The following is a 17,701-nucleotide window of genomic DNA, read 5'->3' as shown; positions in this document are numbered from 1 at the left end:
CTCATTTTTATAAGCTAATAATTTCTTACTTCGTAATAATATTAATATAACTTAGAAATGTGATGGATTTGTGATTATCGATAAAACTTTGCATGAAATATAAGCAATCTGATTTTAAGCTGAGCAACTTTCACAGTCACTTACTGTTAGCGACTTAGATCTAACATAATAAATACTCTTAACTCCATTCTCACAGGCAGCAATATATAACTCCATTATCTGCCTCATTGTATAATTTGTAGTTATATATAAATTAAAGGATTGTGCTTGGTCTATATGTCTTTGTCTTATACCATTAATCTTAACACACCATTTTTGATCAATGTTGTACGCTGAATTATAGTACCAATAATTATCCATAGATAGATTTGGGGCTATCTTAGGAGTTATACTGCCTTTCTTCTCCTCCATCCAGAACCTAGCCATAATTGGATCTACACCTTCTGAGGTTCCAGCAATAGTAGCTGTGGAGCCATTAGGAGCTACGGCAAATAAATAGCCATTTCTCATACCATATTTCTTAACATGCTGCTGTAATTCTGTCCATTGGGAAGAGTTATAATCCCTAAGCTTAAAGTAATCTCCATTATCCCAATCCGAATCTTGAAAATATTCATAACTTCCTTTTTCTTTAGCAATATTCATGGATGCTTTGACCGCAAAATAATTAATTTTCTCATATACTTTATCTGCAAACTCCAAGTGTTCCTCTGCTGTCCAATGAACCTTATTATTTACAAGCATATGATGGTAACCACTTGTACCAAGACCTATTGATCTATATCTCTTATTAGTAACTTCTGCAAACTTAACTGCATAATAATTTAGATCAATAACATTGTCCATGGCTCTTATCTGAGTTTCTACTACATATTCAAGTTCCTGATCACTATTTACATCTACATTACCTAAAACTATAGAAGATAGATTGCATACTACAAAATCACCTGGCTTAGTTTTTTCCACAATGATTTTATCTCCATTCTCATCCACAATCGTAGAACTCTCTATATCCATAGCACTCATATTTTGCATGATTTCTGTACATAAATTTGAAGAGTATATCATACCTTTATGCTTATTAGGATTCATTTTATTAGCTGCATCTCTATAAAAGGCAAAAGGTGTTCCAGTTTCTGCTGCACTCTTTATTATAAGTCTAACCATATCTTTAACAGATATTATTCTTTTTTCTATCCTGTCATCTTTTACACAATCCCAGTACTTTTCTTCCCACTGCTCTCCATAATAATCCTCTAAGGCATATCCTTTAATAGTTTTAATTTCATGAGGACACATCATGTACCAATTTGCATCTATATCTTCCTTTGCAAGCTTCCAAAACAAATCTGGATAACATAAACCCGGAAAAACATCATGAGCTTTTTTTCTATCATCACCATTATTAGTTCTAAGTTGTAAAAATTCTGGAGTATCCTTGTGCCAAACATCAAGCCATACTGCAACACTACCATTTCTAACCCCTAATTGGTCTACTGCTATAGCTGTATCATTATATAGCTTTATCCAAGGAATTACCCCTGCTGATGCATTCTTAAACCCTCGTATACTAGATCCTAATGCTCTTACCTTTCCAAAATATACTCCCATTCCACCACCAAACTTTGATACCTTGGCAAAATTGTCTAAAGACTTGTATATTCCATTCAAACTGTCATCTACTGTATCAATAAAGCAAGAGCTTAATTGATAAAATGGTTTTCTAGCATTAGACATAGTTGGAGTTGCCATAGTTGCCTTCAAGGAACTTAACACATCATAAAATCTTTTTGCCCAATAAACTCTTTGTTCCTTTTTCTCTGGAATTGCTAAGTGCATCGCTATGCCCATAAACATTTGCTGTGGCAATTCTAGAACTCTTCTATCAAAATCCTGAACTAGATATCTTTTATGAAGCAGACTTATACCACTATAAGTGAATAAATAATCTCTATCAGGCTTTATAGATTTCTCAAGCTCATCTATATCTTCCTTGCTGTAGTTCTCCAATATGTACTTACCATACAAACCTTCATCTGTAAGCTTTTTAACAAAATCATATAACCCTAAATATAGATTCTCACCTTCAGCAAGTTTTCTGTTTGTTTTTACCTCTTTATATAATTTGAAAATATATAGCTTTGCGGCTACTTCAAGCCATCTTGGCTCCATTTCAGTTGTTAGTTCAAGCACTACTTGAATTAATGAATTTAATATTTCATCAATGTGTGCATCCTTCCTTTTGATGCTTTCAAAAGCTTCCATAAATCTCTGAAAAGTATATATTCCCTCTTCATCTTTAATTTCTGATATATATTTTTCACATAAGCTAAATAACTCTTTCATTTTGCTCCTCCACACCATATATTGCGATATTGGTTTATTTTATCACAACATATTGTAGTATTCAAATGTAAAAAAGCAGAGTTAAACCCTGCTTTTCTTATCATATTATAAATTATCTAACTTTTTCTATCGTTTTGGAATAATTGTCGACAAATAATTATTATCAATCATTTATCTGTTGTTCCTTATTAAGGTAAATATATACCTTAAACATATCTCCATCTATTTCTACCTTCATTTTTCCACCATGAAGCTCAACTATAGATTTCACTATTGACATTCCAAGACCGGACCCTTCAATCTTTGAACTTCTAGCCTTATCTCCTCTTGCAAATCTTTCAAATATATCTTCAGAACTAAAATTCATCTCATAACAAGAAATATTCTTAAAGGATATAAGCCAGCATTTATCGTGTTCTTCCACATCTACATATATTCTAGTTTTCTCCAAAGAGTATTTATAAGCATTTACTATTACATTTTCAAATACCCTAGCCATCTTCTCTCCATCTACGTTCATGAACAGCTTAGATATCTTTGAATTAAATCTTATTTCCAAATCCTTATCTTTGTAAAGCGTAGAACATTCTCCTAAGCATTGATTTAATAATTCTATTATATCAATTTCACTCTTATTCAATTCTATTTTTCCTGAAGACAGCTTTGAAACCTCAAATAAATCAAATATTAAATTTTTCAATCTATTTGTTTTTTTATCTAAAATCTCTAAATATTCTTTTCTTTCTTCCTCTGTAATTTCAGGTCTTTTTAATATATCTACATAATTTATTATGCTTGTTAAAGGAGTCTTTAAATCATGAGAAACATTGGTTATAAGCTCTGTCTTTAATCTTTCATTTTTTAAACTTTCATTAAGTGCTTTGTCATAACCTTCATTTATATTAGCTAATTTTAGATATATTCCCTTATATCCAAAACCACTTCTTCTCTTTAACCTATCAAAATGCCCCTGCTCAATATCATCAATAGCTGTTTCAATATTTAAACCTATTAATTTCCCTACAAAGAAAACAACCAATGCAATCATTACAACGACTCCTGATAAAAACACTTGTCCTGAATCAACTATAAATGCTAAATATATATAGAACACATCCAATATAATTAATAGTAAATTAATGCTTAAAATATATTTATACTTTCTTGAGTATTTACATAATGCTCTGTATTTAGTAACTGCATTTCGAATTATAGACACAACATAATCCTGTCTTATCTGATCTATAACACCTTTAAACTTATATCTTACACTGTTATAAATTATCTTAATAAGTATAATCAACAACACTATACCTAAAAACACAATTGACTTAGTTTCTCTTAATATTACTTGCTTTCTACCTTCCAAATTATGATTTTCATAGTTTTTTTGCCTAAACATAATGATATAATAATCAGAATTAGATGTCTTAACGCTTAAGTTTTGGTCAACAAAGTTATCACCAACTCCAGTTAAATTAGTAAGAATTTTATCCATCTTATTCTTATCAATTTGTCTAGAATAACTAAGTAATAAATCTTTATCCATGTACTGATTATTTTTACTACTTTTTTGAGAATTTTCGTTGTTCATTCCATCTGTAGATTCTGTTTCCTTAATACTCTGTCTATTACTTTCTATATTTTTCTGATTTTCCGATTCAGATATAGGGAAATAATTTCTTATAATATCACTAAGCACATTTCCTTCATTAGTAAAAATAATATTATTGGTTTTATCAAAAATAAGAAGTCCTGGCATCTCTCCATAGGATTCCTGCAAGCCTTTGATTAATTTGAGCTTACTTTCCTCCTTTTGCATTGACCCGATATCATCTAATATAGATTTAATCTTTGTTTCTCCCCTCTTAAAACTATTGGGAAAACTACTGCAATTAAAATTTCTTTCTTTTTGTTTTAATTCTTCTATTGGTGAAAAAGTAATTTCTTTATATACTTCGAATTGTGTTTTAACATTTAACATCGGGCTTAAATCAAATACAAGTCCTCTAATTTGGTTTAGATTTTTTGAAATTGTAAGAGCAATAATAATGATCAAGACAAAATCAATAAGATTTATCTTTGTAAGCAGATGCTTTTTCTTACTTATCGATTTTATATCCAATCCCCCACACCACCTTTATATATTCAGGTTCCTTTGTATTTATCTCTATCTTTTCTCTTATCCTTCTTATATGAACTGTTACTGTATTATCACTCTTATATAGTGGTTCTCCCCATATCCTCTCATATATATCATCTATAGAAAAAACTCTGCCAGGATTTTTTGCAAGTAACTCTATAATTTTAAATTCTGTAGCCGTTAGTCTGATTTCCTCACCTCTAACTTCTACCTTCTTTAAATCAGTAAATATTCTTAGATCTCTTATGTTAATAACATTCCCATTATTGTTTTCAACTAATGGCTTATTATATCTTCTCAATTGCGATTTAACCCTTGCAACTAATTCTAAGTAATTAAAAGGCTTGGTCATATAATCATCAGCACCAATATTTAATCCCAATATTTTATCTCCATCTTCACCTTTTGCTGATAACATTATTATAGGTATATTGTTATTTTCTCTAATTTTCAAACATGTTCTTATTCCATCTAGCTTTGGCATCATTACATCTAGAATCATTACATGAATCTCATTCTCTTCTAGAATTTCTAATGCTTCTAGGCCATCTCCAGCTTTAAATATTTTATAGCCTTCGCCTCTTAAATATATCTCTATAGCATCTCTAATTTCTTTCTCATCATCTACAACTAATATTGAATACATACTTTATGCCCCCCCATAGTTAAATCATATCTTATAAAAATAACAAAAGATGAATTTAAAAATTAAGTTTTTATTAAAATATTCTTTATGTTTTATTTTACTACGACATCTAAACGCAAATAGGTTCATATGCAACGCATATTTGTACTTGTTATTTATTTTTAGATTCCTAAATTCTTAAATGCATCACTATTCCTAACAGGATTAAAATCTTCTTCATCTCTAGCAGCTTTTTTTACATCTGAATCCTTGTCTATAGCCATCTTAAGATACTTCACTGTATTATCAACATCTCCTCTTCGTCCATATATGCTGGCCATTCCATAATATGTCCACACATATTCTTCAACTTCTAAATCTTTGTTGTACCAAGTTAATGCCTCATCATATTTTCCAAGAAGTTCATATGTTAGCCCTTTATTAAACCTTGCATATCCATAATCATTTTTTATCTCTAAAGACTTATCTATATCTGCAAGTGCTTCATCCAAATTTCTATTTTTATAAGCTTTTGCAATTCCTCTTATATTATAAGCCTTATAATTTTTAGAGTCTTCTTTTATTATCTCATTTGCAATATTTATAGCATCATCATATTTTTTAGAATGAAATAATTCAAAAGCTTTGCTATATTCTTCATCAAGTTTTTTAGTTTTTTCATCTATAGAAACCTCTGTTTTGTTTGCACTTATTTCTGAATTCTTTGTTTGTTGCTCTATTTTCACTTTAGATTGCTCTACAACATTAGTATCCTTATTATTTTTTATTGCCTCATTTATAATTATTCCAACAGCAATAATTGTACAAATAACCAATAATATAGTCTTATTTCTTTGTGTCCCTGGTAACTTTATTCCCATGATTTATTCTCCTTGCTTCTTACTTATTTATCCGATAACTAGCAGTCGTAATACTCCAACTTCTTTATGTTGGAGATAACGGCTGCACGCTCCTAGACGAGGTACCCCTTGATGGTGTAAGTTCAACTAAGATTCAGATGGTGAACACCCCACACCTGAATCAAGTTTCACTTGATCTTAATATTAATTCTAATGCATTCTGAATTTAGTGTCCACATAACTATATTATTGACCAAATTTCAAATTCTACATAAAATAACGAAAAACATAGCAAACTATATTAGAAAGTGAATAAAAACTTGTAAAATGAGATTACGGCATATAGCTTGATTTTAATTTCTTTTCAATTTGTATATAATTGTTTAGGGAAGAAAAAATCAATGTTTTTTAATTAAAATTATTTTTCTTAGGAGAAAAAATTATGCATTATTTAAAATCAAAAAAAGACGTTTTTATCGACATCCTTATGATTATACTAGGCACTTTTATTGCTTCCATCGGAGTTAACTCATTCTTAAGTCATGCTAAACTTCTTAGTGGTGGAGCTACAGGTGTGGCACTTATTTTACAATACAAAATTGGTTTTAAGGCTGGATTCACTGTTTTCTTAATAAACCTGCCTTTATTTATAGTCAGCTATCTTAAATTAAATAAGAAGTTTACACTATATTCTGCAATTGGCATGGTAGCCTTATCTTTATCCTTATTAATCACAGAACCTTTTTCACATGTAATAAATATTAATGATAATCTTCTTTATTGTATTTATGGTGGTGTTGCCTGTGGACTAGGATATGGACTTGTTTTTTCAAGAAATGGTTCCACTGGTGGAACAGATATAATAACTATGTTGATTAGAAAAAAATATTCTAATTTTAATATAGGAAAGCTTGGGTTTATTCTTAACCTAATTATAGTTGCTGTTGGTGCAGTACTTTTTGGACTTCCAAGAGCATTATACACCTTGATTTCAATGTTCGTTCAAAGTGCTGTTATAGATAGAGTAATTAAAGGCCTTAGCAATAAAAACCTATTGTTTATAATCACTGAAAAGGAAGGCGAAGTTATTGATTATGTAATAAATCATCTTCATCGTGGTATTACTTCCTTAGCAGCAGAAGGTGAATACACTCATTGTCAGAAGAAGATGCTTTATTGTATACTCACTCCTAGACAAATGATTGAACTTAAAAGAACAATTTATTTAATAGATCCAAAGGCTTTTGTTACTGTAGTAGATGTATCAGAAGTTAGGGGAAAGGGCTTTAAAAATTTATAAAACTAGCATCTACATAAAACTAAGTTGCAGTATGCTATAGTAAAACATATATTTATTTAATACAACATAAATAAAACCATGCATAATAGACGAATCTCTCTGTATGCATGGTTTTTGTATTATTCAAAGTTTTTATATACTACACAACATATCCTAATCCTTTAACTTACCATATCTAGACACAAATAAATTGTTTTCATAACTGGTAATTGAGTTGGTTACTCTATATGTATAACCATACATTATATATGAATTGTTTTCACAGTCATTTAAACCACTTCAACTACAAAACTCATATCCTCTCATTAACATATATTTAAATTTATGTAAATATAATATTAAAGATGTACCCACTGTTTTACGCATGAAAAAAAACGTCCAATCCACTAAGGATTGACGCTTCTTTTCTTATCTACAATAATTGGATAACTATCCATCAACAAAGCTTTCTAAATATGTCTTCTTTCCAATTTCATATAGGTTATTACCTTCGCTATCTATTATCACAACCAAAGGCATATCCTCTACATATAATTTTCTTACAGCTTCTGTCCCTAAATCATCATAAGCTATCACCTGTGATTCTTTAATGCAAGATGCAATTAGTGCTGCTGCTCCACCTATTGCTCCAAAGTACACACCTTTATTTCTTATGATAGCTTGTATAACTTCATCATTTCTCTTTCCCTTGCCTATCATTCCCTTTAATCCCTTATCAATTAAGGCTGGTGCATAGGCATCCATTCTATAACTGGTTGTAGGCCCTGCAGAACCTATAACATTACCTTCTTTAGCTGGAGTTGGCCCTACATAATAAATTGTAGCATCCTGCACATCAAAAGGGAGCCTTTCCCCTTTATCCAATAGCTCTTTTAATCTTTTATGAGCTGCATCTCTACCTGTATATATATATCCACTTAATAAAACCTTATCGCCAGCTTTTAATGTTTGAGTTTTAGCTTCAGTTAGTGGTGTTTGTAACTTCTTAACCATCTCTAAATCCTCCAATTATAATATAATTTCATGATGTCTTAATGAGTGACAGCTTATATTTACAGCCACAGGTAAACCTGCAATATGAGTAGGATAATTTTCTATATTAACCTTTAATGCAGTATGTCTTCCCCCAAAGCCTTGTGGACCTATACCAAGAGAATTTATTTTCTCTAAAAGTTCCTCTTCTAAAGTTTTATAATATTCATTACTATTGCTTTCATTTAAGTTTCTAAGCAAAGCTTTTTTAGACAATAAAGCAGCTCTTTCAAAAGTTCCGCCAATGCCAACTCCCACTATAATTGGTGGACAAGGATTAGGTCCTGCTTCCTTAACTGTATTAATGATAAATTCCTTAACACCTTCTACTCCATCAGAAGGTTTAAGCATCTTTATTGCACTCATATTTTCTGATCCAAAGCCCTTTGGAGCTATAAGGATTCTAAGCTTATCTCCTTCCTTAATCTCATAATTAATTATAGCTGGTGTATTGTCACCAGTATTGTTTCTAAATAAAGGATCAGCAACTACTGATTTTCTAAGATATCCTTCAGCATATCCCTGTCTAACGCCTTCATTAATTGCTGCTTCTAAGCTGCCACCTTCAATATGTACATCTTGACCAATTTCTATAAATACACAAGTCATCCCTGTATCTTGGCATAAAGGCAGTACTCCTTTTTCTGCTATTTTAAAGTTTTCCTCTATGTCCCCTAAAACTTCTTTAGCTAATGGATATTTTTCTTGTTCTTTCGCAGAAATTATTTTTTGCTTTACATCCTCTGTTAGATAGTAATTAGCCTTAATACAACAATCCTTTACGCTCTCTATTATCTTCGAAACATGAATATTTTTCATCCTACTCCCCCCAATTTTTTATTCTAATATCATTATATACTTTTTTAATTTTTCAGTCTTTACTTAATTCAAAAGTTAATCATAATTTATTTTAAACAACATAATAATTTAATAAGTAATATTTTTCAAGGAGAGTGTAATGAATAAAACCTCAATCAAGTTCATCAAAATAGTCACCTACATTCTTATAGTTATCCTACTTGGACTAATATTTTATGATATATATATAATTCATCAAAATAAAAATTCCCATAGAATTCCTAACAATGCTATTAATGTTTCTCCAATCACTGGAGAACCTTTTAATGTTTCTAACGCTAATCCAATACTATCTAAAATAGACTATGACTGCCATGAATTTAATAAGTTGCCTTATGTAGAATCTGCAGATATAATCATGGAACAATACAACTCACAAACAACTGCAATTGATTATAGTGCTTATGTTTTTAATAAAACCATTAAAGTAAAAGATGGTATTTCTAGCTTAAGCAAAATAAATACTACTGCCTTTCCTAAAATTAACTTTATAGATGATCTAAGTTTCAAGGAAACTAGCATGACTTTAGATAATGGTACAATATATATATACTATAATGATGATAATGTAACTAGTTTTACTTATGATAATGGCTACTATAAAAAGTTTGCTGGTACTACATTAGATAAGTTCTCTCTATCAAATGATGATGTGAAATATTCCAATGTAGTCGTTCAATATTTAGATAATGATTCAACTCTCGACTGCTTCTATAAGAATAGTTTTAAAGCAACCTTATTTAGCAATGGGAAACGCCAAAATTTCCTTTGGGATGGTAAAAACTTTATTTTTGAAAATAACTCTCCAGCTACATTCCTAAAAGGAAAAACTTACTGGATACTTCTCCCTAAAAATATTAGTTATACATTTGCAAATAAATAAGAGCTAGTTTATATAAACTAGCCACATATTATAGATGAAATTTAATAGAAATTTCACACAAGGTATTCCAAACAAACTCAAGCTTCTCCTTATAAAAAATTAGCAGCTATAATAGCTACTAACTTGACAAGAAAAATTGATATTCCCCAGGAAATATCAATTTTTCTTTAAATTTTTGGTTTCTGCATACTTATCTACAGCCTTTACTATAGCATCTACAATTTTCTGTTGATAAGCATCATTTTTTAAAAGCTGCTCTTCTTCATAATTTGACATAAATCCACATTCCACTATTATAGAAGAACATTTATCATCATTTCTTAGTATTTTATACATATTTCCTGCTGGCTTGCACTGTCTTTTGTTGGTTTGATCAACATTTGTCTGTAAACTTTCTTGAGTTATTTCTGCTAACAACTTGCTATCCTCATTAGAAGCATACCATACTTGTGATCCTTTATACTTAGCTTGTGGAAACATATTTTGATGTATGCTGATAAAGATATTACATCCTGTTTCCTCTTTCATTTTAACTCTCTTATTTAAATCTTGAACCTTTTTCTCTCTTACAGTTCTCCCTTTATCATATAATCCTTCATCAGCTTCTCTTGTCATAAATATCTTATACTTTTGATTTTGTAATTTTTCTTTAAGCTTTAAGGAGATTTGCAAGTTTATATCCTTCTCCAAAGTTCCAGTTTTACTTACAGCTCCGCCATCTATCCCACCATGGCCAGGATCTATAAGTATAATGTACTGACCTGAGGTTACATCTTCTGTTGCAAAAACCTCAGTGCCCATAATATTGGTTGCTAAAAAAAACAAACTAAAAAAAGCTATTGCTATTCTTTTTATCTTATTCATATAAAATTCCTCCAAGCAAATATCTTTTTCTAGCATGTGCGTTTTTATTTTTTTTATGCATGTTAAAGTTCTATTCTCCATTACTTTAGTCTCTTTTCCTTCTAGAGCCCCTTAACTTTATTCACCATTCTCTCATAACCTATAAATTTATTTCTTAATCACACTATTCTTTTCTATTTATCCTTTTTAAAGCTACTTGTATTATTTATCGTAGGTAATACACAAATAAGTGCAATGATATTTGGTTTATATTTAAGTTCCAAATAGTATTTCTCATCAATCGAAAGTACAGTAAACAGACTATGTAATTTATTCACACATATACTTAATCTTACTTTATCAATTAATTATAACATATTTTAAATAGAACCTTTCTTCATGAATTTTAAAGATATAGCTCAAATATCATGTATTAATGTTAAATACTTGAATTAAATTTCATAAATTTATATAATGGAGTAAATAAGCTTTTATAATATAACACAACTTAAAAATATTTAGTTACTTATTAAACATTGATGCTTTCACTATAAAATTTAAAGGAGATTTATTATGGATGAATTAAAAGTAATTTTAAAAAAATTCGCTGAATCTGGTTGGGATTTAATTGCTATTCCTTCAAAGGCATACCTTGATGGTAACGGATCAAAAGAAGATTTAATCAAAGCTGTGGAACAGGCTGACAGAGAGTGTGGCAATTGTGGTTGTGAATTTGATCCTATGTATAAAAAATGTCTTGAATTAAAAGAGTTGCTATAATAGATTAATTATAACCTCGTATCTATAACATTACACTGTTTAAAAAGGGAGTTTCTTATATGAACTCCCTTTAAAATTAAGTAGAATTACTTTATCTACTTTTGTTTTACTGGCATATGCAAAATCATATCTGTATCTAAATCAATACCTGGCTCATCAATTAAATATTCTTCAAAGAACCAGTAGTCTCCAAATGTATACTCTTCATTCTTTGCTACCCAGTCCATAAACTCTCCCCATGCTTGTATGTTGTATTTATATTTAGATTTTATTGTGGCATAATAACCACCTTGAAATTGATCTAATTTTACATTCTCATCCTTTGTTATAAATTCCTTATCTACTGTTACATTAATTGTATAGAAGAAATCCTTATGCCCTATTTTCTCAAAATTATAATAAGCAAAAAATCTATGCTTAACTCCATCATCAAATAAATTCTGTTTCTTTGACCAGTCAAAAAAATATTTTCTTGCTCTCTCCTCTGCATTCCTGCCTGTAACTGTATAAGAAGCTACATACATTGAATCTACATTTTCAAATTCTTTGGCAGTATTAAATTCTTTCTTTTCAGCAATTGGCATATATAAATCCACGCCACCTATATGCTCACCATCTTCAGAAAAGCCAAGATGTTCTTCTAACCATTGATGTCCACCATAAACATATTTGCTGCCCTTCATCCATTTATTAAACCTTTGCCAGCCCTTCATGATTTCCAAACCAATATCTTCACTTCTTTTTATTCCTATAACAGCATATAAACCACCATCCAAATTTTTTGTTTTTACCTTCTCATCCTCTACAACAAGACTATCATCAATTGTTATACAAACCTCATAACCATATTCCTTCTGCCCTGGTGATGAAGGATTTGGATTATTGTAACCAAATATACGGCACCCAGATTTATTCACATCTATTTTATTCTTATTAAGCCATTCTTTTATAACTCCAAAAGCATGATCCTCTGGATTTTCTCCATAATAACAATAATATGCAACCTTCATAGGGTCTAAGTTTTTTAATACCTTAATATCTGGATACTCCTCCATATGCTTTGAGTTTTGAGTTTCAAAATTCTTTTCCATAATATCTATCCTTTCAAAATTAAATTCATGTTTTGAATTATGAAAGGAACTTGGCAAAAAACCAGTTGCACTCTTGAAAGCTCGTGAAAAAGCATCCACACTATCATAGGCGTATTTCACAGCAACATCAATAACTCTCATTTCCTCACACCTTAAATCATGTGTTGCTTCATCAATCCTACGTAATCTAATATATTCTTTAACTGAATAACCAACCATAGCTAAAAACATACGATAGAAATTTGATTCAGACATAAATGCTTCTCTTGCCACTTCCTTTATTGTAATCTTTTCTTCTAAATTTTCTTCAATGTAGTTTATTGCCTTTTGTATCCGTTCATAATAATTCATACGAAGTACTCCTTTAATCTTAAGATAACTATATTATAGATTTATATATTTTTAACAACCCGACTTTTTCTCTAAATCTGTTATATGTTAGTAGCATATATATCATTATCATCATATAAACTTACATTTTCTTCTCATATAAATACAAATAAAATCCACCCTTGTCTTTTCTAGGTTCTGTTTCTCCAATTTTTACATATCCCATTTTTTCATAGAAATGATGATTACGATAATTTTTATAAGGAGTGTCTAATCTCCATACTTTTGCTTCATGAAATTCCTGCTCTAAAAATCTAATTGCCTTTGCTCCTATTCCCATATTCTGATGAGCTGAATCGATATATATTCCTCCTAACCAAAATTCCCCATTGCCTTGATTAAAACAAGACATGCCACCTACAATTTTCCCATCTAAAACCATTTTATATATTGGGAACTTTTTAATTGCTTCTCTCAATTTATCCATTTCATCATATCCTGTTGGTCCAAATCCATATACTCGCACATCCTCTGAAAAAGCATCTATCTTTACTTTCATGTATTCCTCTAAATCTTCAACATTAACTTTTAAAAATTCTAACATTTTCCCCTCCATAATCAATTAATATTCTTTAAATCAAGCCATTCTTCAATCATTGGTAACAATCTAGAATAATTAATTAAACTATCAACTGTTCCAAAAACTTGATTTGTCCCTAATTGTTGCTCTTCTTTATCTGTGCATTCAATACCTAATGAACGTTTTAAACTATACTGAAGCCATTCTAATTTTCCAAGGTATCCGCTGTTCAACACAACTTTCCACTCAACATCCTTAATATCTTTAACCTTCTTGTATCCATTAAGTAATGCTATAAATCTTTCTTTATCTAAACACCCTTTTGAATCCTCTGACCAATACATTAATACTTCTATAAGTTCCTGCATAGGATTTACATACCCAGCAGACTCCCAATCAATAATAATTGGTTTACCACTATTCCACAATACATTTTTGGAATCTAAATCTCTATGACTAAGGAGTCTATACATGCTAAGAACTTTATCAGACTCTAGAGCTTGTTTATTCCATAAGCATAAATTTTCTATATTATCATTAATACAATTAACCCAACTTAAATTCTTTTTTTGCCCTTGTTGTAAATAATAGTTCCAATTAATAAGCTCTTCATCTACAACTTCATCCTTGTTGATGTTCAATTTAGATAAATCCATGGTATGTATCTTGCCCAAGATGTCTCCAATAATATTGCAGTGCTCTTTATTAATTTCATCTGCTCCTAAGGATACGCCTTCAACCCAAGGAAAAATCATATAATATTGGGCATCAACACATTGCACAACACACCCATCTATTTTTATTGCAGATAGAGCTGGAATTCTCTCTGCTAAAAGATTAGCTATTTTTTCTGAATTAATTTTATTTTTCATCACATTCTTTCTACTCATAATTTGTGGATTAAGTGCTTTTACTGCAAACCTACCTTTTGTAGTCTCTATAGCATACATTTTATGCAATAATCCACCTGTAATAATTTTAGGCTCAGAAGATAACTCTCCTAGTTCCATAGCTTCACATAACTTTTCTAATTGAATATTATACTTTAATTGTGCCATAATACTTCTTCAATTCCCCTTTTGTATATAAATATAATTCCGAATATTTCTAATCCTATATTTGCCCTATATTCCATTATAATCTAATAGCTAACTTTACTACAATAAAAATAACGCTTCTCCTTAATATAGAAAATATCTTTCTACTATAAAATATTTCACAAAAAAATCGCCAAACCCTAATAAGAGTTTGACGATCAATTAAATCTAAATAACATATGTTCTAATAAATATACTGCATTGATTATCAATGTAGAATCTTATTTAGAACTTATATATATTACTAAATAAGATTATATCTCTTTAATAAGTCTTCAATAACAGTGCCAGAAACCTTCTTCATAACCTTCTTTTTAGCTAAGTTAGCTTCCAAAGGTAATTTAACATCAGCTAGCTTCTTACCATCCATCATTTTTGAAGTAGAATCAAGTAATACACGGACATCATAGCAAGAACCAAATACTTCTGGTACACCACGGTCAACATTAAGTAAAGTGTATACAGCTTCCATTGCAGTTCTTACAGAATACTCTGTTGTAAATACTGTATCACGAGCAGTATCAGCAAATTGTCCTAAAAATGCAAAGTTTACGCAACCTTCTGGTACAACCTTAGGTCTGTCCCCTTCTGTTCTTGGCATAAAGAATGCAGTAACATAAGGCATCATACAAGGGATGCAACGTGCAGAGTTAACAGCCATGTCATGAATTTCTGCTTCAGGAACTCCTAAATGATATAACCATTCTTCTGTAATTTCAGTACCTGTACATTCCTTCATTGGCTTTTTAATATAATCTCCAGGAACATCTGTAAATAAACCATAAACCCAAACTACAAGTTGATCCTTTGGTTGTTCTTTAAAATGAGGTTGTCTATTTAATGTATAACTCATTAACCATTTAGAATCTTTTACTGTTATGATTCCTCCTGTAACAACCTTTCCACTGAATGGATCTCTCTTACAAATCTTTTCGATGTATGGAGGTATTCTGTTATCCAAAGTTGTAACTGTTGCTGATTCCCAGTTTGTAGCCTTTGTATCTCCACAGAACTTTTCTGGATGTCCAAATGAAGGATCTTGAGCCGCAATGTTCTTCCAAAGTTGCCAGCAACCACCCACAGAATTATTGAATATAGCTGGGTGATCATTATCACCAACTGTAGAATTTTCAGTACAGCTACCATTTGTAACAAATACTAAATCATCTTCAATTAAATCTATATTTTCTTCTTTTCCCTCATGAATACATTGAATTTGCTTTGCAACCTTCTTGTCTTTAGTAATATCAAAAACAACGTTAGTTACAACTGTATTATAATGAAATTTAACACCATGAGCCTCTAAGTATTTTACCATAGGAAGAATTAATGATTCATATTGGTTATATTTTGTGAACTTCAATGCTGTAAAGTCAGGTAGTCCTCCAATATGATGTATAAATCTTTGAATGTATAACTTCATTTCTAATGCACTATGCCAATCTTCAAAGGCAAACATTGTACGCCAGTAAAGCCAGAAGTTTGATTTATAGAAATCTTCTGAGAATACATCTGAAATCTTTTTATCATATAAATCCTCATCCTTAGTAAAGAATAGGTGAATGATTTCTAAAGATGCTTTATCGCTTAATGTAAACTTCTTGTCAGTGTGAGCATCTTCACCACGATTTACTGTTGCTCTCATTAAAGAATAGTTTGGATCTTTTTTGTTAAGCCAATAATATTCATCTAACACTGAAGCATCTTCTACCTCAAGTGATGGAATTGATCTAAATAAATCCCAAAGGCACTCGAAATGATTCTCCATTTCACGTCCACCACGGATAATAAATCCTCTTTGACTATCATTTATACCATCACAGGCTCCCCCTGGAAGGCCTAACTCTTCAAGAATATGAATTCTTTCACCTTTCATTTGACCATCACGTACTAAAAAGCACGCTGCTGCAAGAGATCCAAGACCTGCTCCTACTAAATATGCTGATTTCTTGTCCACATTTTCAGGCTTTAAAGGGCGTGCAAATGCTTCATAATTACCATTACTATAATACATAATTCCACCTCCAAATTTACTTTGTAACCTCATTATATATCCCTTATTCTCACCTAAAAATAGACAATAAAAGTGGAGTGTCTGATTTTTCAACACTCCACCATATCTGTATAAAATTTATACAAATCCACTAATATGTATAAATTTTAATCTGTTCTAAATTTTTCAATAGCACTATTAATCTGTCCATGAATAAGTGTATCCAACTTGCTGATGATATCTTCAGGATTTACTTTCATGCCTGTTCGTATCCAATCAACCATCAAACCAACAAACGCATACTTATAAAAATCTGCAATAAATTTTTTATCCTCTTCACGAACTGGTATGCCAGCTGCCTGCTCTTCAACTACATCTATTAATAGATTATAACTCTCATTATATAAATATCTCTCCAAATGTTCTCTGCTAACTGAATGATATGTATTATTTACAAAAGCTTTGTTATTAAGAACATATTCAAATAGCTGAAGAAATCCTTGCTGCCAAGTATCATAGGTCTTTTTATCTCCCAAAGCCTTAGTTGCCTCACTAAGATAAACCCATTCAACAAGATCATAAATATCATTAAAGTGATAATAAAATGTCTGTCTATTCACTTCACAATCTTCTACAATATCAACAACTGTAATCTTATCAAGCGGTCTATCCATGGATAATTTTTTTAGTGATGTTGCTAATGCTTTTTTTGTTGTTTGTGACATAATTACCTCTCCTCATAACTTCTATACATCTTTTATTTAAAATTAATACAATTATTTGTCTATAATAAGATTAATTTGTATTAATTCCACCCACATCTTATATTATAAATAATTTAAATATTTTTGTCCAAGCTAGATTTCCTACTTAAATATAAGCTTAAAGTAACCTTGCAATAATAACCTAGAATTAGACCCGCTGAAATAAACAAAAATTT

15 protein-coding genes are annotated in these 17,701 nt (G+C 30.4%); 3 read left to right on the top strand and 12 right to left on the bottom strand.

The window, feature by feature from the left end:
• Window positions 1-114: 114 nt before the first annotated feature.
• From OCU47_RS21010 to OCU47_RS20995, 4 genes are all read right to left on the bottom strand, one after another.
• Entirely contained in the window at window positions 115-2,346 is a 2,232-nt protein-coding gene (locus OCU47_RS21010) for a ribonucleoside-diphosphate reductase subunit alpha (protein ID WP_261830509.1), read from the bottom strand.
• A 163-nt stretch (window positions 2,347-2,509) separates the two neighbouring features.
• The gene (locus OCU47_RS21005; protein WP_261830508.1) at window positions 2,510-4,471 is read right to left on the bottom strand and encodes a sensor histidine kinase; all 1,962 of its coding nucleotides are present in this window, start codon (window positions 4,469-4,471) and stop codon (window positions 2,510-2,512) included.
• Window positions 4,449-5,135, bottom strand: coding sequence for a response regulator transcription factor (locus OCU47_RS21000; RefSeq protein WP_261830507.1), 687 nt, complete (start codon window positions 5,133-5,135; stop codon window positions 4,449-4,451). The genes OCU47_RS21005 and OCU47_RS21000 overlap by 23 nt, the downstream gene beginning before the upstream one ends.
• 161 nt (window positions 5,136-5,296) lie before the next feature.
• Window positions 5,297-5,995, bottom strand: a complete 699-nt coding sequence (locus OCU47_RS20995) for a tetratricopeptide repeat protein (RefSeq protein ID WP_309297462.1) — start codon at window positions 5,993-5,995, stop codon at window positions 5,297-5,299.
• Window positions 5,996-6,416: 421 nt separating this feature from the next.
• On the opposite strand from OCU47_RS20995, the gene OCU47_RS20990 reads away from it, so the two are divergent.
• The gene (locus OCU47_RS20990) at window positions 6,417-7,274 is read left to right on the top strand and encodes a YitT family protein (protein WP_261830506.1); all 858 of its coding nucleotides are present in this window, start codon (window positions 6,417-6,419) and stop codon (window positions 7,272-7,274) included.
• Between the two features lie 429 nt (window positions 7,275-7,703).
• Here the strand turns inward: OCU47_RS20990 and OCU47_RS20985 are convergent, their stop codons facing one another.
• Window positions 7,704-8,267, bottom strand: coding sequence for a Fe-S-containing hydro-lyase (locus tag OCU47_RS20985; RefSeq protein WP_261830505.1), 564 nt, complete (start codon window positions 8,265-8,267; stop codon window positions 7,704-7,706).
• Between the two features lie 15 nt (window positions 8,268-8,282).
• Entirely contained in the window at window positions 8,283-9,125 is an 843-nt protein-coding gene (locus OCU47_RS20980) for a fumarate hydratase (RefSeq protein WP_261830504.1), read from the bottom strand.
• A 139-nt stretch (window positions 9,126-9,264) separates the two neighbouring features.
• On the opposite strand from OCU47_RS20980, the gene OCU47_RS20975 reads away from it, so the two are divergent.
• Window positions 9,265-10,047 carry a DUF3048 C-terminal domain-containing protein gene (locus OCU47_RS20975; protein WP_261830503.1) on the top strand — a complete coding sequence of 261 codons (783 nt, stop codon included), beginning with the start codon at window positions 9,265-9,267 and terminating at the stop codon, window positions 10,045-10,047.
• A 156-nt stretch (window positions 10,048-10,203) separates the two neighbouring features.
• Here the strand turns inward: OCU47_RS20975 and cwlD are convergent, their stop codons facing one another.
• Window positions 10,204-10,911 (bottom strand): N-acetylmuramoyl-L-alanine amidase CwlD, encoded by a 708-nt coding sequence (gene cwlD, locus OCU47_RS20970; RefSeq protein WP_261830502.1) that lies wholly within the window; start codon window positions 10,909-10,911, stop codon window positions 10,204-10,206.
• 552 nt (window positions 10,912-11,463) lie between these two features.
• On the opposite strand from cwlD, the gene OCU47_RS20965 reads away from it, so the two are divergent.
• Window positions 11,464-11,670 (top strand): hypothetical protein, encoded by a 207-nt coding sequence (locus OCU47_RS20965; RefSeq protein WP_261830501.1) that lies wholly within the window; start codon window positions 11,464-11,466, stop codon window positions 11,668-11,670.
• A gap of 95 nt (window positions 11,671-11,765) precedes the next feature.
• Here the strand turns inward: OCU47_RS20965 and OCU47_RS20960 are convergent, their stop codons facing one another.
• From OCU47_RS20960 to OCU47_RS20940, 5 genes are all read right to left on the bottom strand, one after another.
• On the bottom strand, window positions 11,766-13,112 hold the full coding sequence (locus OCU47_RS20960) for a helix-turn-helix domain-containing protein (protein WP_261830500.1): 1,347 nt from the start codon (window positions 13,110-13,112) through the stop codon (window positions 11,766-11,768).
• Between the two features lie 121 nt (window positions 13,113-13,233).
• Window positions 13,234-13,695, bottom strand: a complete 462-nt coding sequence (locus tag OCU47_RS20955) for a GNAT family N-acetyltransferase (RefSeq protein ID WP_261830499.1) — start codon at window positions 13,693-13,695, stop codon at window positions 13,234-13,236.
• 14 nt (window positions 13,696-13,709) lie between these two features.
• Entirely contained in the window at window positions 13,710-14,729 is a 1,020-nt protein-coding gene (locus tag OCU47_RS20950; RefSeq protein ID WP_261830498.1) for a phosphotransferase, read from the bottom strand.
• Between the two features lie 283 nt (window positions 14,730-15,012).
• Window positions 15,013-16,782, bottom strand: coding sequence for an oleate hydratase (locus tag OCU47_RS20945; protein WP_261830497.1), 1,770 nt, complete (start codon window positions 16,780-16,782; stop codon window positions 15,013-15,015).
• Between the two features lie 146 nt (window positions 16,783-16,928).
• Window positions 16,929-17,486, bottom strand: coding sequence for a TetR-like C-terminal domain-containing protein (locus OCU47_RS20940; RefSeq protein ID WP_261830496.1), 558 nt, complete (start codon window positions 17,484-17,486; stop codon window positions 16,929-16,931).
• Window positions 17,487-17,701 lie beyond the last annotated feature (215 nt).

The sequence above is a fragment of the Clostridium sp. TW13 genome (assembly GCF_024345225.1).
Taxonomy (GTDB): domain Bacteria; phylum Bacillota; class Clostridia; order Clostridiales; family Clostridiaceae; genus Inconstantimicrobium; species Inconstantimicrobium mannanitabidum.
The sequence above is the reverse complement of the archived record's forward strand: the minus strand, read 5'-3'. Positions and strand labels throughout refer to the sequence as shown.